The sequence below is a fragment of the Halorubrum sp. 48-1-W genome (assembly GCF_003287355.1).
Classification (GTDB): domain Archaea; phylum Halobacteriota; class Halobacteria; order Halobacteriales; family Haloferacaceae; genus Halorubrum.
The window spans coordinates 1-23,784 of the sequence record NZ_QMIM01000008.1; the positions used below are offsets into that span (position 1 = coordinate 1).

Here is a 23,784-nt window from a genome sequence, read left to right on the forward strand (position 1 = left end):
CGAAGCCACTCCCGTCCGTGCTCCCCATCAGGAGTGTAATCAACTCGGATCCGATGGCCAAGTGTGTCCAGATCCATCTCGTCGCGTTCACCGAGGAGTCGAACGATCCGACCACGGAACTGCCGACGGCTCCCCTCGAAGCTCGGCTGGGTGGGTACGTCGGGCGCCACACCTTTGGGGATGGGTGTTTCTCGGGCTACTATTCCTCTACTATCGAACTGATGTCGACTTCGAGCGTATCATAGACTGAGTTGAACTCGGGAAGATCCGCAACCAGGTCGGGAAGCGTATTCTGCCAGCCGTCACGGATCTCATCCCGTTTCTCTCTGGGAAGTCCATCTCGGAGGTCAATGTCCAGACCGTCGTGTTCACACTTTCGCGTGAATGCCGGAAGGATAACCGAGTCATCAACGTCAGCCTCGGTAATCATCCGATAGAGATCGTAGTAATCCCGAGCCTGTGATCGCTGATAGAGCGCCCGCAACTTCTCTGCGAAAATCTCCTCCAAGCTGTACGTGGTCAGCTTGAATTCAGGGACGTCCTCGTAGCTGTGGCGATGATCTACCGAGGGGAACGCAACGTATTCGTCTATCATAACGTCCAGACTCGTCGTGTTCTTGTGACCGAGCACAGCGGTGTACTGGATGTCGATATCGACGTAGTGCGTCCGATACGCTTCTTTCTGTAGTTCGCGGTGTTTGGTCACCTCGAAGTCGATGCCGGAGGCTCTGGCAGCGGCTTCTAATGCGCCTTGTAACTCCGTTTCGCTCCCTCGGTAATTCCCTTCCACACCGAAATCGAGATCCTCCGAGTATCGCCACGTCTCCGGGAAGTACAACTTGCTGAGGGCAGTTCCGCCCTTGAACAGCAGGTTATCCCCGTATGGGCTCGTGTAAATCGCCCACAAAATCCACGAGTTGACGTAGTTCTTCTCCGCGTAGCCGAGGCGAACATCCAGTTCTCTGGCCAGTCGTCGTAGTTGTGCTTCGGAGATCATTCTGAGAAGTTCTCCGGGAGGAACGATTCGGGGCTGACATTCAGGCGAATCTGGTAGTTGCTGTCGCGGGTTCCTGTCGCTTCTCTCGTCGGATCGAGCAGCGGGTACCCGGTCGTGAAGTTCTCGACGAGCTCGTCGCACTCCGGAAGATCGATGTCCAACTGGTCGGCGAGGTAGACGATTCGTTTCGTTGCAGCACCGTTCCCTACTCGCCGCAGGTACTCGACGACTCGTTCCCACGAACATCGCGTTTCGATCGCGTTCTGCATTGCCTTCGCAAGCTCACCGATACCGCCGCAGAACTCCGGATGGTCGGCACAATCGACCAACGTCTTCTCGATACTCGAAATATTCACCTGACTTGACCCGACCGCAGTCGGTTGATAGCCGAAGAACTTCTGTTCAGTGACGGTCACCGGTCGATACGTCACCCCGTGGATCTCTCGCTCTTGAGCCCGCTTTGTCGTCACGATGTACACAGTCCGGGACAGCTGCTCTGTTAGCCCGTGGTGATTCATCGCACTCCAGTACCCGATGTACATCGGCTCCACGAGTGCAGACGCGATCACGAACTCGTGTTCGGTATAGACGGCGTTTTCGCCCGCAGCGAGTGGCAAGATGAGATACTTCCCGTGAGCGATTCGCTCAAGCCAACCTTTCTCTTTGAGCGTATACGCCATGTCCTTGGCCGACTTCCGGTGGATGTCGAGGACGTCCGCGAGGTCACCGATGGTAACGATCTGTCGGCCCTCGCTTGCGAGCCGCGAGAGTGCCTGCGATTCACGTGTCGACAGGCTCTTTCTTAGGGTATCTTCCTCGTTTGTAGGCTCCATAGCCGCTTAGCGTACATAGTATCTAAATCCGAACGAGAATAAATGTATTCGTTGAGATCGGGTTTACCGAAAGTCGCCTTGATAAACGCTCAGAATACATAGACACAAATAGGGTGTGAAATAAAACCGGCCTTCTCGTATGTGAGTCGTTCAGCAGATCTGAATCGGACTACTGGAGGCGAGCAGTTGTCTGATCGTCCTCTTCCTCGATCTTGACGAGACCGTCGTCGTCGAGGTCCGAAAGGAGACCCCGAAGCCACTCCCGTCCGTGCTCCCCATCAGGAGTGTAATCAACTCGGATCCGATGACCAAGCGTGTCCAGATCCATCTCGTCGTGTTCGCCGAGAAGTCGAACAACGCGCCCGCGGAACTGTCGACGGCTCCCTTCGAAGCTCGGCTGGGTGGGTACGTCGGGCGCGGTGAAGTCCCCGGTTTGGTACGCGTGGCACCACTCGCGCCACGGGCAACCGGCCTCGTCACATCGCGGTTTCTTCCCGCAGGCGACGCCGCCGAGTTCCATAATGGCGTTGTTCCAGATTCGGGACTCTCCGTCCGGCATAAGCGCGTTCGCAACGGTTTCGTAGTCCGGATCGTCCGCATTATGGATTTCTGTAAACGCGCGGTAGAGCACGCGTTTCACGTTGGTGTCGACGACTGCGTCACCCGCGTCGAACGCGAAGGAGGCGACCGCGTTGGCGGTGTACGGGCCGACGCCCATCAGCTGTCGAAGTCCGTCGGGAGTCTCAGGGAATTCGCCGCCGTACTCCGATTCGACCTGCGTCGCCGCCTCGTGGAGGTACGTCGCGCGGTTGTTGTATCCGAGCGAGTGGTCCGACCAGAAGGCGACCACGTCGCTCCGGTCGGCGGCGGCGAGGGCGGCTGCCGTCGGCCAGCGTTCGAGGAAGTCCTCCCACGCGGGGACGACCCGGTCGAGTTGGGTCTGCTGGCTCATCACCTCGCTGACGAGGACCTCGTACGGGTCGGTCGTCCGCCGCCAGGGGAACTCGCGGTGGTCCTCCTCGTACCACGCGACGAGCGCCTCCCGGACCGCCTCGCGGTCCGCGGGAAGCGACGGCGCATCGCCGTCGGCGGGAGTGGAGGTGTCGCCGTCGGCGGGGCACGGACGGCGGGAACCGCCTTCGTCGGGTCCGGTCGTACCCTCGTCGGGTCCGGTCATATCCACCGTCGGCGCGCGTGCGGTTTATCGGTGATGGTCCGAGGTGACCGGCGCTGATCCGAGGCGGATTTCGAGCCATCGTGGGGGTGCCCGAACGCCCCCTCAGGCGACTTCCTCTATCGCCGTCGTCAACAGGTCACAGCCGAGTTCGATCTCGCGTTCGGTGACGTCGAGCGGCGGGAGGATCCGGATCACCTTCTGCCCGCACGCGAGGGTGAGCAGGCCGTGTCGAACCGCCCGATCGACGACCTCGTCTCTGCGGTCCGTCGTGTCGAACTCGACGGCGAGCATGAGCCCCTTCCCGCGCACGTCGACGACGCCCTCGGGGTCGGCGTCGCGCATCGTCTCGAGGAACTGCCGGCCGCGTTCGATCGCGTTCTCCATGAGCCCCTCCTCGCGGATCGCGTCGATCGTGAGCGAGCCCTGGAGCGCGCCGATGACGTCGCCCGCCCCCCACGTCGAGGAGATCCGGCCGGTCTCCTCGGGGAACACGTCCGACCGGGAGACGGTCGCCCCGACGCGCAGGCCCTTCGCGCTCGTGATCACGTCGGGTTCGATCGCGTAGTTGTCCGCGCCCCACATCTCCCCGGTGCGCCCGAGCCCGGACTGAATCTCGTCGGCGATGAGGGTGATGTCGTGTTCCTCGACCAGGTCGGCGATCTCGTCGGTGAACGCCTCCGAGGGGAACCGGTAGCCGCCCTCGCCCTGGATCGGCTCCATGATCAGGTACGCGACCTCGTCGGGGTCGATGTGGCCGCTCTTCGGGTCGAGCCGCTCGCGCAGTCGCGACTCCCCGTCGGCGAAGAAGCCGCACGAGCAGGTGTCGGGTGAACACGTGCGGTCGTCACAGTACGGCGCGTCGTGGACGCCGCCGATCTCGGGGAAGTCCCGACGATAGACGGACTTCGAGCGGTTGAGCGAGAGCGCGCCAAGGGTCCGGCCGTGGAACGCGCCCTCGAAGGTGATCGCGTACTTCGCACCGTCGGCGTCGTCGTAGGCGACCTTGATCGCGTTCTCGACCGCCTCCGCCCCCGAATTCGAGAGGAAGACGGTGTCCATGTCGTAGTGGGCGGTGATGTCAGTGAGCCGGTCCATGAGGTCGGCCGGACCGGGAACTGCCTCGCCAGGGGGGTTGCCGTCGGAGACGTAGAAGTCCTGACCCGCGATCTTCGTCGGGTCGACGACGTCGAACTCCTCCATCGGTTCGGTGATGAGCGGGTTGTTGTACCCGAGCGGCGCGGCGGCGACGTGGCTCGTGAAGTCCATGAGGACGTTGCCGTCGACGTCGGTACAGAAGGGTCCCGTCGCGGGGGCGGTGCGGTCCCATACGAACTCGTAGACGTACGTGCTCGGCGCCGCCGATCGGTGGTGGTGGTCGACCCACTCTTGGGCTCGCTCGCCCGGGAACTCGGTCACTTCGGGTGTTACGGTATCACGGTCCATACCACGGTGTACGTCCCGACCGCGAAAAAACGGGGGGCGACCATGGGAGGAGGGTCGGCGGTGAATCCGACAGCGGTCGAGGGGGAGGAGGGTCGGATCGGTCAGTGCTCGATATACGTGGTCTCCCACTCCGTGCGCGCGTCGATCTCGCGTCGCCCGCGGCGGGTGAGCGTGTAGTAGTTCGTCCGTCGGTCGCGTTGTCCCTTCTCGACGAGCCCCTTTTCGACGAGCGTATCGAGGTTTGGATAGAGCCGACCGTGGTGGATCTCCTTTTCGTAGTAGTCCTCCAGTTCGTCCTTGATGGCCAATCCGTGCGGCTCCTCGAGACCGGCGATCACGTAGAGCAAGTCGCGCTGGAAACCTGTGAGGTCGTACATGCGGCTGTGCGGACATATATGTTGAAAATAAATAAATATACCGTTACATAGATCGGAATACGAGGTAATCCGACTCATACCGCGGTGGCGTGAGGCGTTCGGAACTACCACGTAATGTACACTAGTTCTCGGATCGGCCGCCGTTTTCGGCGGCTCGGGTATACACTATATCTAACATGAATCCGACGGATCCGACCCGCCCGTCATCGATGATCGATGAGTTCGGCGCCGACGAACCGGTGGCTGGGGGTTCGATCCTCGAGAACGAACGCAGGCCCCACGCGGAAAAAAGCCGCGTGAGGCGCACGTTCGAAATTGGTCCCCGCTGACGCTTCGGCCCTCCAGACGAAGCGTCACGTGACGGTATTGGGTTGATAGTAATAAACCTATCGAGGGTGCGCTACATGTGTTCCTCTTCTAACACCCACCCGAGCGCGCGTTTGTAGTGGGTGAAAAGCTCCTCGACCCCACGGTGGGACATGTCGTCGTCGGCCAACTCCTCACACAGGAACTCGTACTGCTCGCGGACCTCCTCTTCCGAGCGCATGGGTGCGGTACGGGCGCCCGACTCAAAGGGTTGTGGTCGCCCTCGAGCCGTAGTCGGCCGTGAGTCGGCTCGGCCGCGAGCGACACGTCTATACGGCGACCCCGGATACACGGTGGAACGATGGACGACCGGACGCGCGAGTACCTCCGGGGGCGGTTCGGCGACTACTATCGGGGGACGTCGCTGTCGCCGCCGCCGGACGCACACCTCCGCGAGTGGGGACACATCCCGTGGACGCCCGGCGCGGGCACGACGATGGTCCGTCACCAGTCGACGTACGACCTGGGCGATCTCGACACGTTCTTCGCGGACAACGCCCCGCGACACGCGTACTTCTCGACTGCGCGATACGACGACCCCGGCGCGTCGACCATGGCGAAGAAAGGGTGGCGCTCCGCGGACCTCGTCTTCGACCTCGACGCCGACCACCTCCCTGGGGTCGATCCCGCGGAGGCGACGTACCGGGAGATGCTCGAGGCGTGTCAGGACGCGCTCCGTCGACTGCTCGACTTCCTCGAGACCGACTTCGCGTTCGAGGACCTCACGGTCGTCTTCTCCGGGGGACGCGGCTACCACGTCCACGTCCGCGACGAGTCGGTCCGGGAGCTGGAAAGCGAGGCCCGCCGGGAGGTCGTCGATTACGTCCGCGCGATCGACCTCGACGTCGACGGGCTGGTCCGCACCGTCTCCGACCGCGGAACGACGAAGCGGATGCTCCGAACCGAGGGCGGCTGGGGCGCGCGCGTCCACGACGCGCTCGTCGGGTACGCCGACGACCTCCGGGAGATGGACGACGCGGACGCCCGCGAGCGGCTCATGGAGCTCGACGGGATCGGCGAGGGTCGCGCGGAGACGATCCTCGGCGCGTTCGATCGGAACCCCGACGCGGTCCGCGAGGGCAACGTCGAGGCCGGCGGCCCGGGCGTGCGCCGGCTCGTCTCCGCGCTCGCCGCCCGGGTGGCTGCGACCGACGCCGCCCCGATCGACGAGCCGGTGACGACCGACACGCGCCGGCTCATCCGGCTACCCGGAACGCTTCACGGTGGGTCGGGTCTCGTCGTCACGCCAATCGATCGCAACGACCTCGACGAGTTCGACCCGCTCCGGGACGCGGTCCCGGACCGCTTCGTCGGGCGCGACATCCGGATCGAGGTCGACGAGGACGCGACGGTAGAACTAAACGGAAAGAGGCACACAGTCCAAGCCGGCGAGAACACCGTACCCGAGTTCGCGGGCGTCTTCCTGATGGCCCGCGGCGAGGCGCGGAAGGCCCCCGAACGATGAACCTGGACGAACTGCGCTCGGTACAGGCGAAGGAACGCCGCAAGGACAGCCTCCAGCACCTGCGGGACGCCTTCTACGACGACGTGGCCGGCTACGTCTCCGACCTGCGCGCAGCGCGGGACCGACGCGCCGACCAGGTCGACAACCCCTTCTCGGACGACGACGTCCGGCGGATGTCGGACGAGCTCGAGACGGCAGAAGAGGTCGCCGAGGCGCTCTACGAGCGCCGCGTCGGCAAGGTCGTCAAGCTCGCGTCGTTCGCGGCGGCGGACATGTCCGTCGAGACCGACGGGATGACGAGCCCGGAGCGCGCCCTCTTCGACGACCTCGTCGCGCGGATCCGCGACAACAAATCCGAGGTTCTCGCGACGCTGGCCGGCGAGGTGCCGCCCGCTGGTGACGACGAGCCGGTCCCGGATCCCGAGGTCGGGGACGAACCGGAAGGGGCCTCGACCAGCCGTGCCGATGCCGCTGGGGCACGGGAGGCCGACGCCTCCGTTCCGTCGGACCCCGTCGACCCGGCCCCGCCGGAATCCGATCCGGGTTCGGACGTCCTCGCGGGAGCGATGGGCGGTGACCCCGCGGGATCGGGCGACGACGGCTCGCCCGACGAACCCGCCGAACTGCCCGACTCACACGCGTCTACAACCGACACCGAACCCGGCACCGCGAGCACCGACGGCGGCCCGACGACCGTAGATCCCGACCCGGCTCCCCCCGGCGCGCCGGGCGTGGACGGCCCGGAGGTCGACGGTTCGGAGCCGACGGCGACCGACCCGGCCCCGTCCGGGGACAGCGAGTCGTCGTCGACGCGCGACCCCGCCACGACGACGATCGATCGCGAGACCGTCCGCATCACTCGCGACGTCGGCGAGATATTCGGCGTCGACGAGCGCGAGTACGACCTCGCGAGCGAGGACGTCGTCACCCTCCCGACCGCGAACGCGGAGCCGCTCGTCGAGCGGGACGCCGCCGAGCGGATCGAGTGAGGCCCGTCGCGGTGTGGATGCGTCGACGTTTTTATTCCACGGTCAGGTAGGGTACGGTCATGGAAGACGACGGACCGACGGACGGCCCGATCGGGTTCCCGTCCCCGGTCACAGCCCGGGTCTTCGGCGCGGTCGCGACGCTGGCCGCGCTCGGCGGGATCGTCGTCGCGATACGTCTCGATCCGACGTTCTCGTGGACGACGGACGCGCTCTCGGACCTCGGCGTTCGCGAGCGGAGCGCCCCGGCGTTCAACGGCGGGCTGGTCATCGGCGGCCTCGCGGGGCTCGGCTACGCTGTCGGGCTGTGGGAACGCGGCCGAGCACGCACCGCGGGCCGGCTCCGGGCAGTCGTCTTCGCGCTCGCGATGGTCTCGATGGCCGGCACCGGCGTCTTCGATCTCACGCGGGCGCTCCACGGCCCGGCGGCCGTCGGCTTCTACCTCCTCGCCACGGTCGCCTTCGGGATCGACGGGGTCGTTCGCCGGAACGTCGCGACCGGCCGGGTCGCGCTCGGGTTCGTCCCCGTCCACGTGGCCGTCTGGACCTCGTTCCTCGCGGGACTCTGGCCGGTGACGGGGCTCGCGTTGCCCGAGCTTCCTGGCGCGCTCATGCTCGCCGTCTGGGTGTGGCTCGTCGGCCCCCTGCCGGTGCTCGGGAGGCGTTCGATCGAGTCCGAGCCCGCGACCGACGGACACTAACCCGGTCGCGGGCTAGGGTCGGCCGATGGAACTCGAGTTCCTCGGTGGGGCCCGGGAGGTCGGCCGGAGCGCGGTCCTCGTCGACGGCTCGCTCCTCCTCGACTACGGTGTCCTGACCGCCGACCCGCCGCAGTACCCGATCCGCGACCCGGAACCCGACGCGGTCGTGGTCTCGCACGGCCACCTCGACCACGTCGGCGCGGTGCCGGCACTGTTGAAAGGGTCGCGTCGCCCCGCGGTCCACTGGACGCCGCCGACGGCGGACCTCGCGCGGGTCCTCGCGCGCGACACGTTGAAGCTCCACGGGCACAGCCCACTCTGTCCCTTCTCGGCGGAGCACGTCGCGCGCCTCGGCGAGGTGGCGGTCCCGCACGGCTACGGGGAGCCCTTCCCCGTCGCCGGCGGGATCGGGAGTGGCGGCTACGAGGTGACGCTCCGCACTGCGGGGCATATCCCCGGCTCCGCGCACGTGCTCGTCGACGACGGCGACACGCGACTGTTGTACACCGGCGACTTCCACACCGACGACCAGCGGCTGGTGGCGGGGACGACGGCACGGCCCGACGCCGACGTCGTGGTCTGTGAGTCGACCTACGCGGACGTGACCCACGAGGACCGCGCAGTGGTCGAGGAGCGCTGGGCCGAGCGCGTGCGGACGACCCTCTGGGAGGGCGGCACCGTCGTCGCGCCCGCGTTCGCGATCGGGCGGACCCAGGAGCTTCTGCTCGTCGCTCACGCAGGCGACCTCACCCCCTACGTCGACGGGATGGGCAGGGAGGTCACCCGCCTGCTCCAGCGGCATCCCGCGTTCCTGCGCGACGCCGAGGCGCTCCGGCGCGCGGCGGGGGCCGCGCGCTTCGTGACCGGCCGGGACGGCCAGCGCGAGCGGATCGCAGCCGAGAACGCGCTGATCGTCACCACCTCGGGGATGCTCGCCGGCGGGCCGGTCCACTCGTACCTCCCCGAGATCCGGGCGAACCCGACGAACGCGGTGACGCTCACGGGCTACCAGGTCGAGGGGACGCCCGGGCGGGAGCTTCAAGAACACGGCCGGATGGAGATGGACGGCCGGGTCCGACCCGTCGCCGCGCGGGTCGATTCCTTCGATTTCTCCGCGCACGCGGACCGCGGCGGGCTGGAGTCGTTCCTCGACGCCTACCGCGACTCGCGGGTGCTGGTGACCCATGGCGACCGCTGTGTGGCGTTCGCCGAGGACCTGCGGGAGGACGGGTTCGACGCGAGCGCGCCGGCGTTGGGGGCGCGGGTCGAGGTGTAGATGGCACGCTCGATGGCGGAGGACGCGTACGATACGATCTCGCCGTTAGTCCGGGGAGAAGTTTGGGGCGTGTTTCTCGATCCCGTACTCCGGAATCCGAACGGTCTCAATCTTCCCCGAGACGTTACCTCCTTTCCGTACCTGTCCGTCTGAGACCTCAACGGTGGTATTGTAGGTCCCCTGATTCGTTTCCACTTCGACGTCGAGCGGGAAGTACCGCTCCGGACCGTCGATCCTGGCGTTCCCGTTTCCGCTCCCGTTACCGACGAACTCGATATCGATCTGATCGTCGGGCGAGAGACACGTCACGTTGTGGGTTCGATCCAGCGAGACGCTCACCCCACCACCGTTTCCGTTCGCCTCGAACAGGAGTTCGACGTCTGCCCCGGTGGAACAGGTCAGGGTGACGAACACCGAACTCGCGTTCACCTTCCCGAGTTCGTCAGGTGTGTTCGTCGACTCGATCGACGCGTCGGTGTTCCCGGAGTTCACGATCGACACGTCGACGTCGAACTCGTCGAGATCGTTGCCGAACTGGTTTCGATACTCGACGACTGCCGTGGATTCCCCGCTGGCAGTCTCGTTGGCGGTCGGTTCGTAGCCGAGGTACGCGTTCCCATCGTCGGTCACGTTGGCGGTGAGGCCGCGGTCGGCCTCCATCGCGGAGAAGCCCGCGGTCCCGAACACCAGCCCGACGGCCGCCGTGAACGCGAGCAGGATGCTCAGGGTACGGAGCGTGCTCACCTGGGCCGACGGCGTTCGGGTGCTGGTGCTCATTCTGATTCACTCGATCTTGCGGAGTTCGGGCGGCTTCTCGGTGTCCCCGAGGCGGGCGCGTCGGCCGACGACGTGGTGGACGACGGAGGACACGCCGAAGGCGGTGGCGGTGAAGACCCCGACGTCGAGCGATTCGAAGCTCGCGAACCCCGGAACGCCGGTCGCGACCGCGAGCAGGAGCGCGAGGGCGACGCCCGCGAGCCCGACGTAGTAGAGGCTCCACGGGATCTCCCTGCCCTCGAGGGCCTCGATGTAGATGTCGAGGTTCCGGAGGGCGTGCGTGGCCTCGACGACGTTCTCCTCCTCGTCGAGGTCCACGACGTCCTTCTCCTCGAGTTTCGGGAGGTGGGTGCGCTGGAGCGTGCTGTACACGTTCCGCCGGTCCTCGTACTCGACCGCTTCGGGTTCGACGTCGAGTTCCCAGGCGGTGACGTGCGTGGAGAGCTCGGACACCTCGATCGGTTCCTCCGCGCGCTTGAGCGCGTGGATGACGAACCGCCGCCGCCGGTTCGACAGCACCTCGAAGATCTCGTCTTCGGACAGCTCTCTTCCGTTCGAATTCGACCCGTTGACCACAGCGAGATCGGATGACATTGATGTGAACCCCTCGTTCCCCGGTCGAAGACCCCCGACCCCCCAACCGGCGACTCTCGGTCGTAGGGTATGTCTGAGTCCGACATAAAGCAGTTGGATAGTTTATCTGTTATTATATCCAATCTTTCAACAGATGGGGTCGCTCGCCGTCCGCGAGGGGATCGCCTGAACTGGGGTAATGGCTCCATACGGTTCGATCGGTGGTGGCCGACCGCGAGTAAACGACTGCCTGAAAAGCGACATGGAGAGCCTATACGGCCAACAGGGTTCGATCGATGGAGACGCGAGAGGTGCTCGGTCGCGACGAGCCAGCCCCGAGGTGCTAACGAGGTAGCCTCGCGAACGTGTCGAGGATCTCATAACGAAGTACCATCCCCCGTATGGGTTATCCGAGCGCTCCCGGCCCGGACGTCCGGGTTGCGGGGGTGCGTGAACACAGGTGAGATACGACATGGAACGTCGCAAATTCGTGATCGGTCTGGGTGCATTGGCAAGTGGAAGCGCGGCCGCGATGGGTACCGGGGCGTTTACCGCCGCGGAACTCAGCGGTCGGGAAGCGAACATCGAGGTCGTGGATGACACTGACGGGCTGATCGGTCTCGAAGCAGGTGATAGCGAACTCGTCTCGGACAACGGCGGCGACAACGGCAACGAGCTCGTCATCGATTTCAACCCCGACGACCCGGACGGAATGGGTGTCAATCCGAACTCGAAGTACCAAGTCGGCGGACTCGGAGGGATCGATAATCTCGACGAAGTCCCCGGCAACCCGACGCTGGAGACCACCGTCGAGGACGTCGCGATCGACACGGACAGTGACATTGAGGACAACTGCGCGTTCGAACTTGTCAACCAGTCCGGATCGGACCAAGCGATCGAAGTGGAGTATGAGGCCAACTCGGACTTCCCGCAGGATGCTGAAGTGTACATGGTCTCTAAGTACGCGGAGGGGAGCGGTGACTCGGAGCAGACGAGCTCGCTCATCGCGTCGGCGACGCCCGATGCCCGGGAAGCGAGCATCATCTACTCCGACGACACCGACTACTCGACGGATGTCGATTCGGGGAAGGACGTCAAGGTCAGCCTCCTCGTCGTCGTCGGCGACGCGGCGACGGGTGCCGATCTGGGCGGCAGTATCACTGTCCGCGCGGGGAGTCACGACGATTTCTCCACCGCTGATCAGGAGTCGTAACGCCACCACAGGGATTCAACCATGAATCGACGCGACGTGGTAGTCGGGCTGGGAGCGCTGGTCGGTACGGGAGCGTTCGCTTCCGGAACCGGTGCGTTCGGCGCCGCAGAGGTCTCCCGGCAGGCGGAGATCGAGGTCGTCGACGACAGCGACGGGCTCGTCGGTCTGGTCGCGAACGAAGCGGTCGCGGGTGTTCGGATGGACGAGGGCGGCGAACTGACGATCTCGATCGGTGACGACGATCCCGGCGTGAACGTCAACTCGGTCTATCAGTTCGGGGCCTTCGTCAGTGACGACGACGTAGAAGATATCACGGGAGACACGTTCTCCGTGGTCACGGACGACGATCCTGCCGATATGAGCGACGGTCAAGAGTCTCTCGAATCCGCGCTCGCCGTCGTGAACCAGTCCACAGAAGACCTCTCGATCACGATCGACTTCGAACTGAACGAGGACATCGACGGCGGTACCGAGTACGCCTTCGAGCTCCAATCTTCCCAAGACGGAAATAGTACACGCGAGGGGCACGCGACGAGCCCGATAACCGGTCAACTCTCCGCGGAACTGGCTATCGGTGAGTCGATCGGAGTGTCGTTCATCGTCAACGCGCTGGAAGGCGCGACGGCAGACGAGATCTCGGGGAGCCTGAGTCTCTCCGCTACCGCCGTCTAACAGCCGCGTTTTATTTTAATCGAACTCGTCTTCAAAATTCACTCATTCTTAGAGGCGTCGGTAGCCGTCAGAATCCCGCCTTCGAGACGAGTTGATGACTCCTCGACGAACACGATCACGGTACTGACGATCGTGCCGGCTTGTCGCCATGACTACCACACCGACGACGCGAGATCTACGGCTCTCAAGATGGCACTTGTTACGAATCATCGCGAGCATTCCTCGTTGCTCCATCGAGGACCGATTACTTTGGTGCCCGTAGCCCGTTTCCTTTCCCACAATGTCGGCCCGTGGATCGGCGACGCTGTTAGTTCTCGTCGTCCTCGTAGCGACCGCGCTCGTCGTCTCCACCGGCGCGGTCGTCCTCGACGGACCCACCGACCCCCTCACCGACGAGGTCGCCCTCCAGCCCGGCGACAACCCGTACACCTACCTCGACGAGGACGGCGAACTCGCGATCGACGTCACCGAGGACAACCCGAACCTCTCCGCCGGCGGGGTGAACCCGAACGCCCTCACGGCCGAGAACGACCTCTTCTACGTCGTCTACGACGGCAACGAGACCGCCGAGGCGTGGATCGAACACGACTCACAGGCCGTGACCTTCGTCGTCGACGGCGAGCCGATCGAGAGCGACGAGGAGCCGTTGCTCTTGACCCCCGAAGACGAGCGGGTCGCGGTGGGCGTGGAGGTCGACACCCGCGTCGTCGACGTCGTCCCCGGCGACCGCCTCATGGACGACATCACGGTACACGCCCGTCCCGCCGAGCCGGAGGCCATACCCCAGGACGAGGGCGGGAGTGATGGAGATGGCGAGGACGACGATGGCGAAGACGGCGACGATGACGGCGATTCCGATCCGAAGTGATCGGGTCCCGGGTACCGGACGGGTCCCACGTATCGGTCGGGTCCGGTGTCGTAGTCGGACCCCGTACACGGAGCGGGTTCCGTACGCCGGGGCGGACGGACCCCAGCCTCGGCTGACGGTCATCGATCAAAAGACGTCCACTGGAGGAAACGCGGGCCGCGATCTGGGGGAAATGCGGTGGGGGGAACGCGGGTCGTGGTCCGGTGGTCCGCGTGGCGACTACTCTCCGCCGTCGGTGTACGCCCGGTCGGCGAGGACGCGCTCGGCGGTCTCGTTCGCCTCGGCGGGGCTGGGACAGTCCCCGCCTGCGACCTCCGCGGAGAGGTCGCAGGCGAGCGCGTACACGGCCGAGCCGTCGGCGCGATCGGCGACGCGCTCGAACGTCGGGCGGTAGCCCGCGGCGGCGCGCTGGCCGATCTCGTCGAGCGAGGCGTCGATGGCGTATTCGAGTTGACGGACCGCTTCCTCGGGTCTCATACCCACTACTCCCCGCCCGACGCACTTAAAGGTACTTAGATTCGGAACTGAGTTAATACTGTCGCGGGTCCCCCCTCGCCGTCGGGGTCGTGTCCAGCCGTCGGCGCGTCCGGTCGTCGGGGTCGTGTCCAGCCGTCGGCGCGTCCGGTCGTCGGGGTCGCGTCCAGCCGTCGGATCGACGTATATAGACGTTCGGGAGCCGGACCCGCGGGCATGACCGACGTAGCCGAGCGCACAGCCCTCGCCGAGCGGGCCGCGCGGGCGGGGGCCCGCGTCGCCAACGACGCCTTCCGGACCGACGTCGCCGTGGAGGCGAAAGGCGAGGACGACGTGGTGACCGAGGCCGACCGGGCCGCCCAGCGGACCGCCATCGAGACGATCCGCGAGTCGTTCCCGGACGACGCCGTCGTCGCCGAGGAGGAGGACGCCCGCAAGCGCGTGCCCGACGAGGGGGCTGTGTGGGTGATCGACCCGATCGACGGCACCCACAACTTCGTCCGCGGGATCCGCGTCTGGGGGACCGCGGTGGCGGCCGTCGTCGACGGCGAACCGGTCACAGCGGCGACCGTCTGTCCCGCGCTCGACGACGTCTACACCGCCGACGCCGACGGGGCGTACCGCAACGGCGAACCGCTCCGCGTCAGCGACGTAGCGGAGCCCCGACGGGCGACGGTCGACCCGACGCTGTGGTGGGGCCACGACGCCCGCGACGAGTACGCCGACGCCTGCGAGGCGATCGTGACCCGTTTCAACGACATGCGCCGGTTCGGCACAGCCCAGGTCGTCCTCTCCACGGTCGCGGCGGGCGGGCTGGAGGGCACGGTCTCGAACCTCCGGGCGAACCCCTGGGACTCCGTCGCGGGCGTCTTCATGGTCCGACAGGCCGGCGGCCGGGTAACGGACCTCGCGGGGAACCGCTGGCGACACGACTCGGTCGGGCTCGTCGCCTCCAACGGCCACCTCCACGACGAGGTGCTGGCCGCGGCGCGTGCGATCGGCAGGGACGCCGCCGTCGACGGGGGCGGGTGACGCAAACCGCCTACCGTCCCAGGTCGGCGTGTGCGGACGCCAGGTGTCTCGACCCGAGCGCGGCGAGGAGCGAGAGCTCGCCCGCGAGCGCGCCGACCGCGATCGCCTCGGCGAGCGCGTCCGCGTTGCTTCCCGCGGGGTCGCCGCCCCCGCGGACGCCGAGCACGTCGAGGCCGGCCGCCTGCGTCGGGAGCTTCGTCCCGCCGCCGACCGTGCCGATCTCGAGGCTGGCGATCGACACCGAGACGTAGAGGTCGCCGTCGGCGGTCGCCTCGGCGGTGGTGATCGCGTTCGACCCCTCGACGACCTGCGCCGCGTCCTGGCCCGTCGCGAGGAACATCGCGGCCACCGCGTTGGCGACGTGGGCGTTGAAGCCGAGCGAGCCGGCCTTCGCGGAACCGACGTGGTTCTTTCGCGTGTTGATCTCGGCTATCGCCTCCGGCGTCGTGTGGAGCCGCTCCTCGACGACCTCGCGGGGGATCTCGACGTCCGCGGTCACCGACCGCCCCCGCCCCTCGACCGCGTTGACGGCGGCGGGCTTCTTGTCCGAACAGAGGTTCCCCGAGAGCGCGACGAGTTCGGCGTCGGTCTCCGCCTCGATCACGTCGCAGGCCTCGCCCGTCGCGATGGTGACCATGTTCATCCCCATCGCGTCCTTCGTGTCGAAGCGGAACCGGAGGTAGACGTTGTTGCCGACGACGTAGGGGGTGACCTCGAGGAGTTCGCCGTGGCTCGTCGTCGACTCGGCGGCCTCCCGTAGGGCCGGCTCGTTGTCGCGGACCCACTCGACGAGCGCCGCCGCCTCGGCCACGTCGGCCACGCGGAAGACGGGCGCACGGGTCATCCCGCTCTTGGTGACGCGGGCGGTCGCGCCGCCCGCCGTGTCGATCACCGAACAGCCGCGGTTGACCGAGGCGACGAGCGCACCCTCCGTCGTCGCCATCGGGAGGTACCGGTCGCCGTCGAACGCGCCGCCGTCGACGGCCACCGGCCCCGCGACGCCGAGCGGGACCTGGACCCCGCCGATCATGTTGTCGATGTTGGGGTCGGCGTCAGCGGCGTCGAAGGCGTACTCGCCGACGGCGTCGAGGTCTGCTCCGGATCGGTCCGCGACCAGCCGGCGGCGGACGGTCACTGCCGTCCCGGCGTCGACGTGGCCGTCCAGCTCGTGGAGCCGCACGTCGCCGTCGCGGACGCGCTCGAGGAGGTCCTCGACTGTGGGGTCGGTCATGCCCGCGTCTCCTCGCGGCGGGCGCTAATGCGTGTCGGTTCCGGGGCTCGTAGGGTGTGGCTCGACTTAGCCCCGGACGAACTCGGAGAGCCGCTCGCGCAGGCTGTTGGGTCCCAGCGTGAGGTAGTAGGCGTCGCCGCCATCCTCGTAGTAGCCGTCGATCCGGCGTTTCACCTCGAAGCCGACGTGTTCGTAGAAGCCGAGCGCCCGCTCGTTCGTGGTGCGTGCGTGACACGAGACGGACTGGTACTCCTCCGCCACCTCGGCGATCAGCCGCTCGGCGAGTCCGCGTCCCCGGTGGTCCGGGTCGACGGCGAGAAAGAGCACGTAGCCGTCGCGCCGGACCGAGGCGAACGCGATCACCTCGTCGTCCTCGAGGACGAGGTGCGTGGTGGACCGGCGGTAGGCGTCGGTGAAGAACCCGCGTCGTTGCCGGAGGACGCCGTCGACCCGGTGGATCCGCTCTTTGAGTTCCCACGCCTCACGGACGTGTTCGGAATCGCCGGGCGGGTCCGTCCGTCGCTCCACGTTGACGCTCACTGGGAAAACGTAACACGTCTGTGGAATATAACTCCACCGGCCGAGCCGTGCGTCGCGGGCGTTTCCGCCGGAAGCTCGAAGCGCTTCGGCGGGATCCGGCGCGTATCCGTCCTGGCGGAGACGCTCCGATCACTCCGGATCGAGTGACTGCCGTCGGCGACGATGGCAACGCGGAAACCGGTCCGCCTCGAAGGACGGACCGTGACGTACGAACTCCGCGACCACACCGCCGACGTCGCCGTCGAGGCGACCGCGCCGACCCTCTCGGCGCTGTTCGCGTCCGTCGCCGACGGACTGACGGCCGCGAGCTGTGAGTCGATCCCCGCGGATGGCGGCGAGCGGTTCACCCTCGAGGAGACCGCCGAGAACCGCGAAGCCCTGCTCTTCGATTATCTCGACCGACTGATCTACGAACGCGACGTACGGCTCGTCTTACCCGCGGACCACGAGTGTCGGGTGATCCCGCCCGGAGACGTCGCCGGCTCCGCGTGGCGCGTCGAGGCCAGCGCCCGCGGCGTCCCGCTCGACGCGGTGAGCGCCCGGGAGGTCAAGGCGGTCACGTACTCCGAGATGACGCTCGAACGGCGCGAGGGCGACGGTGGGGGCGGTGACGACGACGGCCGGGGCGGTGACGACGACGGCCGGGGCGGTGACGACGACGGCCGGGATGGGAGCGACGACGACAGCGGTGACGGTGACGACGGCGCGTGGTACGCGTACGTCGTCTTCGACGTCTGAACACGGCCTCTCGTAACGCCCTTCCCCGCCGGGGTCGAAGCCCCGCCCATGACCACACGCGAGTTCGACGGGATCCGGCTGGAGAAGCTGCGAGAGCACGTCTGGGAGGTCCCGCGCGAGGGCGACATGAACGTCCCGGCGCGGGTGCTCGCCAGCGAGGCGTTGCTCGAGGAGATCGGCGAGGACGACACGCTCCGCCAGCTGAAGAACGCGACGCACCTCCCCGGGATGGTCGAGCCCGCGCTGTGTATGCCCGACGGCCACCAGGGGTACGGCTTCCCGGTCGGTGGCGTCGGGGCGATCGACGCCCGGACCGGGTGTATCTCGCCCGGAGCCATCGGCTACGACATAAATTGTGGCGTCAGAATGATGAATACAAATCTCACCTACGACGACGTCCGCGGCCGTGAGACGGAGCTCGTCGACGCGCTCTTCGAGGCGATCCCGTCCGGGCTCGGCGGCGGCGGCGTGATCGACGGCGACGCCGACGCGATCGAGGGCGCGCTCGAACGCGGCGTCGAGTGGGCGATCGAGGAGGGGTACGGGATCGAAAGCGACCTCGCGCGCTGTGAGGACGAGGGACGGCGGCCGGACGCGCGACCGGAGTACGTCTCACGGAAGGCCACGGACCGGGGTCGCAACCAGCTGGGGTCGCTCGGGTCCGGCAACCACTTCCTCGAGGTCCAGCGCGTCACGGACGTCTTCCGCGAGGAGGTCGCCGAGGCCTACGGGCTCTCGGAGGGGCAGGTCGTCGTCCTGATCCACTGTGGCAGTCGCGGGCTCGGCCACCAGACGTGTAACGACTACCTCCGGCGGATCGAGACCGAGCACGCCGACCTGCTCGAGTCGCTACCGGACAGGGAGCTTGCCGCCGCACCCGCCGGCTCCCCGCTTGCCGAGGAGTACTACGGGGCGATGGGCGCCTGTATCAACTTCGCGTGGGCGAACCGCCAGCTGATCACCCACCGGACCCGCGAGGTGTTCGGCGACGTCTTCGACGCCGACCCGATCGACGACCTCGGGATGGAGCTGTTGTACGACGTGGCCCACAACATCGGGAAGAAGGAGACCCACGAGGTCGCCGTCGGCCCCGACGGCCTGCCCGCCGTCGGCGACGAGGCCGTCGACCGCGCCGAACGCGAGCTCTACGTCCATCGAAAGGGGGCGACGCGGGCGTTCCCGGCGGGCCGCGAGGAGGTCCCCGAGGCGTACCGCGCGGTCGGTCAACCCGTGATCATCCCCGGGAGCATGGGCGCGGGCTCGTACGTGCTCCGCGGCGGGGCGGAGTCGATGTCGGTCTCGTTCGGCTCGACCGCCCACGGGGCCGGCCGGCTGATGAGCCGCACGCAGGCGAAACAGGAGTTCTGGGGCGGCGACGTCGCTGCCGACCTCGAGAGCGAGCAGGCGATCTACGTGAAAGCCCAGTCGGGCGCAACCGTCGCGGAGGAGGCCCCGGGCGTGTACAAGGACGTCGACGAAGTGGTCCGCGTCAGCGACGAGCTCGGCATCGCCGACAAGGTCGCCCGGACGTTCCCGGTGTGTAACATCAAGGGTTGACGTCACCCGCGTCGACGGCGGACCGAGGGGCCCGGCAGTCCCTCAGGCTCGCCGGTCCAGTCGTTCCTCAGGCTCGCCGGCCCGGCCGTTCCTCGCGCTCGCCGGTCCGGACGACGTGGCAGTCGCGACACCGCGACTCGTAGGACTCCGCCGCGCCGACGAGGATCGTCGGGTCGTCGACGTGGGCGGGCTCGCCCTCGATGAGCCGCTGGTTTCTGGTGGCCGGCTCGCCACACACCGTACAGATCGCCCGGAGCTTGTCGACGTACTCGGCGGTCGCCATCAGCTGTGGCAGGGGCGCGAACGGTTCGCCCCGGAACGTCTGGTCCGTCCCCGAGACGATCACCCGGACGCCGCGATCGGCGAGCGCGTTACAGACCTCGACAAGCGCGTCGGAGAAGAAATTGGCCTCGTCGATCGCGACGACCTCGGCCGCCGGGTCGGCGTCGACGATCTCCAGCGGTCCGTCGCCCTCGTTGTCGACGACCGTCGCGTCCCACTGCCGGCCGTTGTGCGTCCCGATCGTGGTCTCGCCGTAGCGGTCGTCGACCGCGGGCTTGTAGACCGCGACCGACTGACCGGCGATCTCCGCGCGCCGTAGCCGCCGGAGTAGCTCCTCGGTCTTCCCGGAGAACATCGATCCGGAGATGACTTCGACCCACCCGGACTGGGTGATCGCGTGCATGCGCTCACCGGGTGGATCCAGCGACTAAACCGTTTCTCTCCGCGCGGACGGTCCTCGGATCGAGATAACGAAAACCGCGTCCCGACTTCACGCCCGGTGGACCGTCTCGCCGCCGATCACGACCCGCGAGACGTCGGCGCTCCCGGCGCGGCGCACGACCGCCCGGACGACGTCCTGCGCGCCCGAGAGGTTGTCGGAGTCGCCGTCGAGCACCAGCAGGTCCGCCGTCCTCCCCGGCTCGATGACGCCGCAGTCGAGCCCCGCGATCGCCGCCCCGTTCAGCGTCGCCATCCGGAGCACCTCGCGGGCCGGAAGGTCCGAGAGCTTCGCAGTGAACTCCATCTCGCGGAACATCGACGGCGAGTCGAGCATGACGTTGTCGGTGCCGAGCGCGACGGTCGTCCGTTCCGCCAGCTCGCGGATCGGCGGGACGCCGACGTTCGTCACGAGGTTCGAGCGCGGGCAGACGACGACCGGCGTCCCCCGGTCGGCGATCCGGTCGAGGTGTAGCGGCTCCGCGTGGACCATGTGGACGAGGAAGTCCGGGTCGAGGTCTATCGCGGGGTTGACGTCGGCGGCGTCGCGCTCGCCGGCGTGGATCCCGAACAGCTTGCCCGCCTCCCGGGTCGCGGTCCGGACCGACTCGAAGTCGGCGTCCCGCGCGCCGGACGCGCCGTAGCCGTCCGCGACGGGGAGCACGTCGGGGTCGTCGCGGCCGAGCACCACCGCCCGGAGGTCCCGCGTTCCGAACTCGACACCGTCGCCCGCGAGCGCGTCCCGGAGCGCGCGGACCCCGTCGACGCCCCCCTCGCGGAACTCGAGGAAGGCCCCGGTCCCCGTCGACTCCATGTACCGGAGGGTCCGCGCCATCGCCGCCACCTTCTCCTCGTGGCTCGCTGCCCGCAGCAGTCGGTGTTTCAACCCGTCCGGCGGGGCGACGAGTTCGTCGAGCGACAGCCCCGCGCCGGCCTCCTTGGCGATCGAGTCGCCGATGTGTGTGTGGGCGTTCACGAACGCCGGGAGGATCACCGCGTCGCGTTCGGTCCGCCTCTCCTCGACGGCGACGATCTCGCCCCCCTCGACGACGACGCGTCCCTCGACGGGCTCGAAGTCGGGGCCCCGGAGGACGGTCCCTTCGATGTCCATACGCGGGCGTCTCCGGCCCGGTCATAAAGCGTACCGGGACGGATCGACGGCGGCCGCGACGACGGCCGTCGCCGCGGTCGGCTCGGCGTCGGCGGCTGCCGGAGACCGCTATCGGCGGCGGCGGCCGCCCGACCCGGAACCGGTCAGAACTCGTCGAGCGTCGTCGGCATCGCCTTCCGCCCCTCGATCACGAGCGCGTCGGGATCGAGACCGAGCACGTCCGCGGCTGCCCGGCCGACCCGGTCGGTCGCCGAACCGGGCGCGTACACGCCGAGCCGCCACTGGTTCCGCTGGGCGACCCGTAGCGCGGAGACGAGCGGCGACTGTCGCTCCAGCCGGCGGACCTCCCCGTTGACCGTCACGCGCGCCGTCGACTCGCGCATCGAGGGCTCCGGGGGAACGTCGAGGATCACGTCCTCGCGGGCGACGTCGGCCTCCTCGGCGATCTCGCGTTCGAGCGACAGCTCCGTCGCGTGGTCGGCGTCGTGGACACGGTCGGGGACGTCGGCGTACTCCGCCCACACCGCCCGCTTGTAGAGGTCGCGCTCGTCGTACCGCCGGGACATCTCGGCCGTCTCCGGGCAGGCCCGGATCGCCGCCAGGAAGTCGTGGTCGTCCATCCGCCGGAGTTCGGCCGCGGTCGTCGCGGTCGCGTCGAGGAGGTCGGCCGCCGCCCGCCGCAACATCGCCTTCGAGATCCGCGCGACGTGGTGGGTGTACACGACCGGGTTCATCAGCGCTCGGGCGAGAAGCAGGCTCTCCGCCGTCTGAACGTTCCCCTCGTCGAGCACGAGCGTTGGCGAGGACCCGTCGTTCGACCCACCGCCACCAACCCCCGTCCCGCCCCCGTCCACTCCCGTCACGTCTCCGTCCACTCCCGTCACGTCTTCGTCCACTCCCGTCACGTCTTCGTCCACTCTCGTCCCGTCCTCGTTCGTTCCCGACCTCTCGACGAAGGTGAGCTCCCGAACGAACCGCTCGGTGTCGATGGTGCCGTAGGGGACGCCCGTGTGGTAGGCGTCGCGCACGAGGTAGTCCATGCGGTCGACGTCGAGTTCCCCCGAGACGAGCCCGGCGTACTTGCCCTCGCCGGCGACGACACTGGCGATCCGGTCGGGATCGAGGTCGTGGTCACGGAGGACCGCCCCCACCTCGCCGCCCTCGAGTAGCTCCGCGACGTCGTCGTGGTACTTCCCGGTCCGCCGGTGGGTGAGCGACTCGAGGTTGTGGCTGAACGGGCCGTGTCCGACGTCGTGGAGCATCGCGGCCGCCTCGATCCGGTCGGCCTGCTGTCCTTCGATCCCGAGGTGATCGAGCGCCTGCCGGGCGAGGTGGTAGACGCCGAGGCTGTGCTCGAATCGGGTGTGGTTCGCGGAGGGGTACACGAGCCGGACGGTGCCGAGCTGTTTGACGTGGCGCAGGCGCTGGACGGCGGGCGTGTCGAGGAGCGCCGCCCCGACGCCGTCGATCTCGATGTGGTCGTGGACGGTGTCCTTGACCGTGGTCATGCGCGGTCTTCGTCGGGATCGGTTAAAAACGCGGGCGTCCGGAGGCGGGACGACCGGGGGGTTGGCGTCCGGAGGTGGGACGACCGGAGAGTGCCACCGTTTATTATCCCAACCGATCGACCGTGTCGTATGTACGACGTGCTCATCGCCGTCGACGACGACGACGCGCGAGCGACCGCCCAGGCACGTGCGGTCGCGAAGTTGCCCGGATCGGAGGAGGACCTGACCGCCCACCTCTGTCACGTGTTCACGGACAACCCGGAGGGGGCGGCGGTCAACCAGCTCGCGGCGGTCCGTCGCGCCCGGGAGGTTCTCGAGGACGCCGGCGTCGCGTTCGCCCACCACGAGGCGAGCGGGGAGCCGGCCCCGGAGATCGTCGACGCCGCCGAAGACGTCGACGCCGACGCGATCTGCGTCTCCGGCCGGAAGCGCCGGCCGAGCGGCAAGGCCGTCTTCGGGAGCGTCACACAGGACGTGATGCTCTCCAGCGACCTCCCCGTGTTCGCGGTCCCGAAGCCGACCCCCGAGTGACCGGTCACCCCCCGGGTGGACGCACCCGGGGCCCGGCTCACTCCTCGACGAGTTCCACGCCGAGCCGATCCGCGACCGCGCGGACGACCGAGCCGCCGACGCCCGCGGTCGCCGCCCGTCCGTCCTCGATCGCCAGCAGGTCGTCCTCGTCGACGTCGAGCTCCGCGGCCAACTCCTCGACGGTGAGCCCCGCCTCTTGGCGCGCCTCGGTCGTCAGGTCGCCGTAGCCCGAGACGAGGTACGGGAGCCGGTCCGTCTCGTAGTTCGTCCCCTCCTCCTCCCAGTGGGAGGAGTCGCCGGTCGCCGCGTCGTACATCTTCGCCTGCTTGTTGGCGATCTCCTGGGTGCGGCTACGCGGGCCGTCGCTCCCGTCCGCGCCGCCGGCGCTACCGGTGCTGTTTCCGCCGGTGCTCCCCGAGCGACCGCCTCCGCCGCCGCCCGATCCCCGCCGTGAATCGTCGTGTGGGCGGCAGTTCGAGCAGACGAGCAGGCGCGCGCCCGCGACGTTCGCCCGCTGGAGGTTCGTCGTCTCGCGTCCGCAGAGCTCGCAGGCGCCGCCGTCGTCGTCGCCGCCTCCGCCGCCCGTCGAGTACTTTGGCATACCCCACGTAGCACCCC

The 23,784-nt window shown here is 67.7% G+C and carries 26 protein-coding genes and 1 pseudogene; 11 read left to right on the forward strand and 16 right to left on the reverse strand.

Going from position 1 to position 23,784, the window contains the following annotated elements:
• The 7 genes and pseudogenes from DQW50_RS18375 to DQW50_RS18080 all read right to left on the reverse strand — a co-directional run.
• Nucleotides 1-167 (reverse strand): annotated as a pseudogene (locus DQW50_RS18375) (A/G-specific adenine glycosylase); the annotation flags it as partial.
• Nucleotides 168-199: 32 nt separating this feature from the next.
• Nucleotides 200-997 (reverse strand): nucleotidyl transferase AbiEii/AbiGii toxin family protein, encoded by a 798-nt coding sequence (locus DQW50_RS04215; RefSeq protein ID WP_112078060.1) that lies wholly within the window; start codon nucleotides 995-997, stop codon nucleotides 200-202.
• A complete protein-coding gene (locus DQW50_RS04220) occupies nucleotides 994-1,830 on the reverse strand; it encodes a type IV toxin-antitoxin system AbiEi family antitoxin domain-containing protein (protein ID WP_112078061.1) in 837 nt (278 codons plus the stop codon). The genes DQW50_RS04215 and DQW50_RS04220 overlap by 4 nt, the downstream gene beginning before the upstream one ends.
• 169 nt (nucleotides 1,831-1,999) lie before the next feature.
• On the reverse strand, nucleotides 2,000-3,007 hold the full coding sequence (locus DQW50_RS04225) for an A/G-specific adenine glycosylase (RefSeq protein ID WP_112078062.1): 1,008 nt from the start codon (nucleotides 3,005-3,007) through the stop codon (nucleotides 2,000-2,002).
• 102 nt (nucleotides 3,008-3,109) lie between these two features.
• Entirely contained in the window at nucleotides 3,110-4,450 is a 1,341-nt protein-coding gene (locus tag DQW50_RS04230) for an aminotransferase class III-fold pyridoxal phosphate-dependent enzyme (protein ID WP_112078063.1), read from the reverse strand.
• A 101-nt stretch (nucleotides 4,451-4,551) separates the two neighbouring features.
• Nucleotides 4,552-4,827: a PadR family transcriptional regulator gene (locus tag DQW50_RS04235; protein ID WP_066411259.1), complete on the reverse strand. Its 276-nt coding sequence runs from the start codon at nucleotides 4,825-4,827 to the stop codon at nucleotides 4,552-4,554.
• A gap of 400 nt (nucleotides 4,828-5,227) precedes the next feature.
• Complete coding sequence (locus tag DQW50_RS18080; RefSeq protein WP_198664597.1) at nucleotides 5,228-5,374, reverse strand: hypothetical protein; 147 nt, start codon at nucleotides 5,372-5,374, stop codon at nucleotides 5,228-5,230.
• 120 nt (nucleotides 5,375-5,494) lie between these two features.
• Here DQW50_RS18080 and priS point away from each other — a divergent pair, with 120 nt between their 5' ends.
• The 4 genes from priS to DQW50_RS04255 are packed head-to-tail and all read left to right on the forward strand — an operon-like array spanning nucleotide 5,495 to nucleotide 9,621.
• Nucleotides 5,495-6,658, forward strand: coding sequence for a DNA primase small subunit PriS (priS, locus tag DQW50_RS04240; protein WP_112078064.1), 1,164 nt, complete (start codon nucleotides 5,495-5,497; stop codon nucleotides 6,656-6,658).
• Nucleotides 6,655-7,647 carry a hypothetical protein gene (locus DQW50_RS04245; protein ID WP_112078065.1) on the forward strand — a complete coding sequence of 331 codons (993 nt, stop codon included), beginning with the start codon at nucleotides 6,655-6,657 and terminating at the stop codon, nucleotides 7,645-7,647. The genes priS and DQW50_RS04245 overlap by 4 nt, the downstream gene beginning before the upstream one ends.
• Before the next feature lie 59 nt (nucleotides 7,648-7,706).
• The gene (locus DQW50_RS04250; protein WP_112078066.1) at nucleotides 7,707-8,345 is read left to right on the forward strand and encodes a DUF998 domain-containing protein; all 639 of its coding nucleotides are present in this window, start codon (nucleotides 7,707-7,709) and stop codon (nucleotides 8,343-8,345) included.
• Between the two features lie 25 nt (nucleotides 8,346-8,370).
• A complete protein-coding gene (locus DQW50_RS04255; protein ID WP_112078067.1) occupies nucleotides 8,371-9,621 on the forward strand; it encodes an MBL fold metallo-hydrolase in 1,251 nt (416 codons plus the stop codon).
• Nucleotides 9,622-9,666: 45 nt separating this feature from the next.
• Here the strand turns inward: DQW50_RS04255 and DQW50_RS04260 are convergent, their stop codons facing one another.
• Complete coding sequence (locus DQW50_RS04260; protein WP_112078068.1) at nucleotides 9,667-10,398, reverse strand: hypothetical protein; 732 nt, start codon at nucleotides 10,396-10,398, stop codon at nucleotides 9,667-9,669.
• A gap of 6 nt (nucleotides 10,399-10,404) precedes the next feature.
• Nucleotides 10,405-10,992, reverse strand: a complete 588-nt coding sequence (locus tag DQW50_RS04265; RefSeq protein WP_112078069.1) for a transcriptional regulator — start codon at nucleotides 10,990-10,992, stop codon at nucleotides 10,405-10,407.
• Nucleotides 10,993-11,443: 451 nt separating this feature from the next.
• Here DQW50_RS04265 and DQW50_RS18380 point away from each other — a divergent pair, with 451 nt between their 5' ends.
• The 3 genes from DQW50_RS18380 to DQW50_RS04280 all read left to right on the forward strand — a co-directional run bounded on the left by DQW50_RS18380 (nucleotide 11,444) and on the right by DQW50_RS04280 (nucleotide 13,724).
• Nucleotides 11,444-12,184, forward strand: coding sequence for a hypothetical protein (locus DQW50_RS18380; RefSeq protein WP_241964330.1), 741 nt, complete (start codon nucleotides 11,444-11,446; stop codon nucleotides 12,182-12,184).
• A gap of 21 nt (nucleotides 12,185-12,205) precedes the next feature.
• Nucleotides 12,206-12,856: a hypothetical protein gene (locus tag DQW50_RS04275; RefSeq protein WP_112078070.1), complete on the forward strand. Its 651-nt coding sequence runs from the start codon at nucleotides 12,206-12,208 to the stop codon at nucleotides 12,854-12,856.
• Nucleotides 12,857-13,136: 280 nt separating this feature from the next.
• Entirely contained in the window at nucleotides 13,137-13,724 is a 588-nt protein-coding gene (locus tag DQW50_RS04280) for a DUF1102 domain-containing protein (protein ID WP_112078071.1), read from the forward strand.
• A 219-nt stretch (nucleotides 13,725-13,943) separates the two neighbouring features.
• Here the strand turns inward: DQW50_RS04280 and DQW50_RS04285 are convergent, their stop codons facing one another.
• Complete coding sequence (locus DQW50_RS04285; RefSeq protein WP_112078072.1) at nucleotides 13,944-14,201, reverse strand: hypothetical protein; 258 nt, start codon at nucleotides 14,199-14,201, stop codon at nucleotides 13,944-13,946.
• A gap of 213 nt (nucleotides 14,202-14,414) precedes the next feature.
• Here DQW50_RS04285 and DQW50_RS04290 point away from each other — a divergent pair, with 213 nt between their 5' ends.
• A complete protein-coding gene (locus tag DQW50_RS04290; RefSeq protein WP_112078073.1) occupies nucleotides 14,415-15,230 on the forward strand; it encodes an inositol monophosphatase in 816 nt (271 codons plus the stop codon).
• A gap of 10 nt (nucleotides 15,231-15,240) precedes the next feature.
• On the opposite strand, the gene hmgA is transcribed toward DQW50_RS04290, so the two are convergent.
• Nucleotides 15,241-16,461 carry a hydroxymethylglutaryl-CoA reductase (NADPH) gene (gene hmgA / locus DQW50_RS04295; protein ID WP_112078074.1) on the reverse strand — a complete coding sequence of 407 codons (1,221 nt, stop codon included), beginning with the start codon at nucleotides 16,459-16,461 and terminating at the stop codon, nucleotides 15,241-15,243.
• A 66-nt stretch (nucleotides 16,462-16,527) separates the two neighbouring features.
• Nucleotides 16,528-17,001: an N-acetyltransferase gene (locus DQW50_RS04300; protein WP_112078075.1), complete on the reverse strand. Its 474-nt coding sequence runs from the start codon at nucleotides 16,999-17,001 to the stop codon at nucleotides 16,528-16,530.
• A 162-nt stretch (nucleotides 17,002-17,163) separates the two neighbouring features.
• Here DQW50_RS04300 and DQW50_RS04305 point away from each other — a divergent pair, with 162 nt between their 5' ends.
• A complete protein-coding gene (locus DQW50_RS04305) occupies nucleotides 17,164-17,739 on the forward strand; it encodes an archease (protein ID WP_394338566.1) in 576 nt (191 codons plus the stop codon).
• A 48-nt stretch (nucleotides 17,740-17,787) separates the two neighbouring features.
• The gene (locus DQW50_RS04310) at nucleotides 17,788-19,296 is read left to right on the forward strand and encodes an RtcB family protein (protein ID WP_112078076.1); all 1,509 of its coding nucleotides are present in this window, start codon (nucleotides 17,788-17,790) and stop codon (nucleotides 19,294-19,296) included.
• A 67-nt stretch (nucleotides 19,297-19,363) separates the two neighbouring features.
• Here DQW50_RS04310 and DQW50_RS04315 read toward each other — a convergent pair whose 3' ends face one another.
• The 3 genes from DQW50_RS04315 to DQW50_RS04325 form a co-directional block, all read right to left on the reverse strand.
• Entirely contained in the window at nucleotides 19,364-19,981 is a 618-nt protein-coding gene (locus DQW50_RS04315; protein WP_112078077.1) for a thymidine kinase, read from the reverse strand.
• Between the two features lie 87 nt (nucleotides 19,982-20,068).
• Nucleotides 20,069-21,127, reverse strand: a complete 1,059-nt coding sequence (locus tag DQW50_RS04320; RefSeq protein ID WP_112078078.1) for an amidohydrolase family protein — start codon at nucleotides 21,125-21,127, stop codon at nucleotides 20,069-20,071.
• Between the two features lie 143 nt (nucleotides 21,128-21,270).
• Nucleotides 21,271-22,635, reverse strand: coding sequence for an HD domain-containing protein (locus DQW50_RS04325; protein WP_112078079.1), 1,365 nt, complete (start codon nucleotides 22,633-22,635; stop codon nucleotides 21,271-21,273).
• Nucleotides 22,636-22,764: 129 nt separating this feature from the next.
• Here DQW50_RS04325 and DQW50_RS04330 point away from each other — a divergent pair, with 129 nt between their 5' ends.
• Nucleotides 22,765-23,166 carry a universal stress protein gene (locus DQW50_RS04330; RefSeq protein ID WP_112078080.1) on the forward strand — a complete coding sequence of 134 codons (402 nt, stop codon included), beginning with the start codon at nucleotides 22,765-22,767 and terminating at the stop codon, nucleotides 23,164-23,166.
• Nucleotides 23,167-23,203: 37 nt separating this feature from the next.
• Here DQW50_RS04330 and DQW50_RS04335 read toward each other — a convergent pair whose 3' ends face one another.
• The gene (locus tag DQW50_RS04335) at nucleotides 23,204-23,767 is read right to left on the reverse strand and encodes a multiprotein-bridging factor 1 family protein (RefSeq protein ID WP_112078081.1); all 564 of its coding nucleotides are present in this window, start codon (nucleotides 23,765-23,767) and stop codon (nucleotides 23,204-23,206) included.
• Nucleotides 23,768-23,784 lie beyond the last annotated feature (17 nt).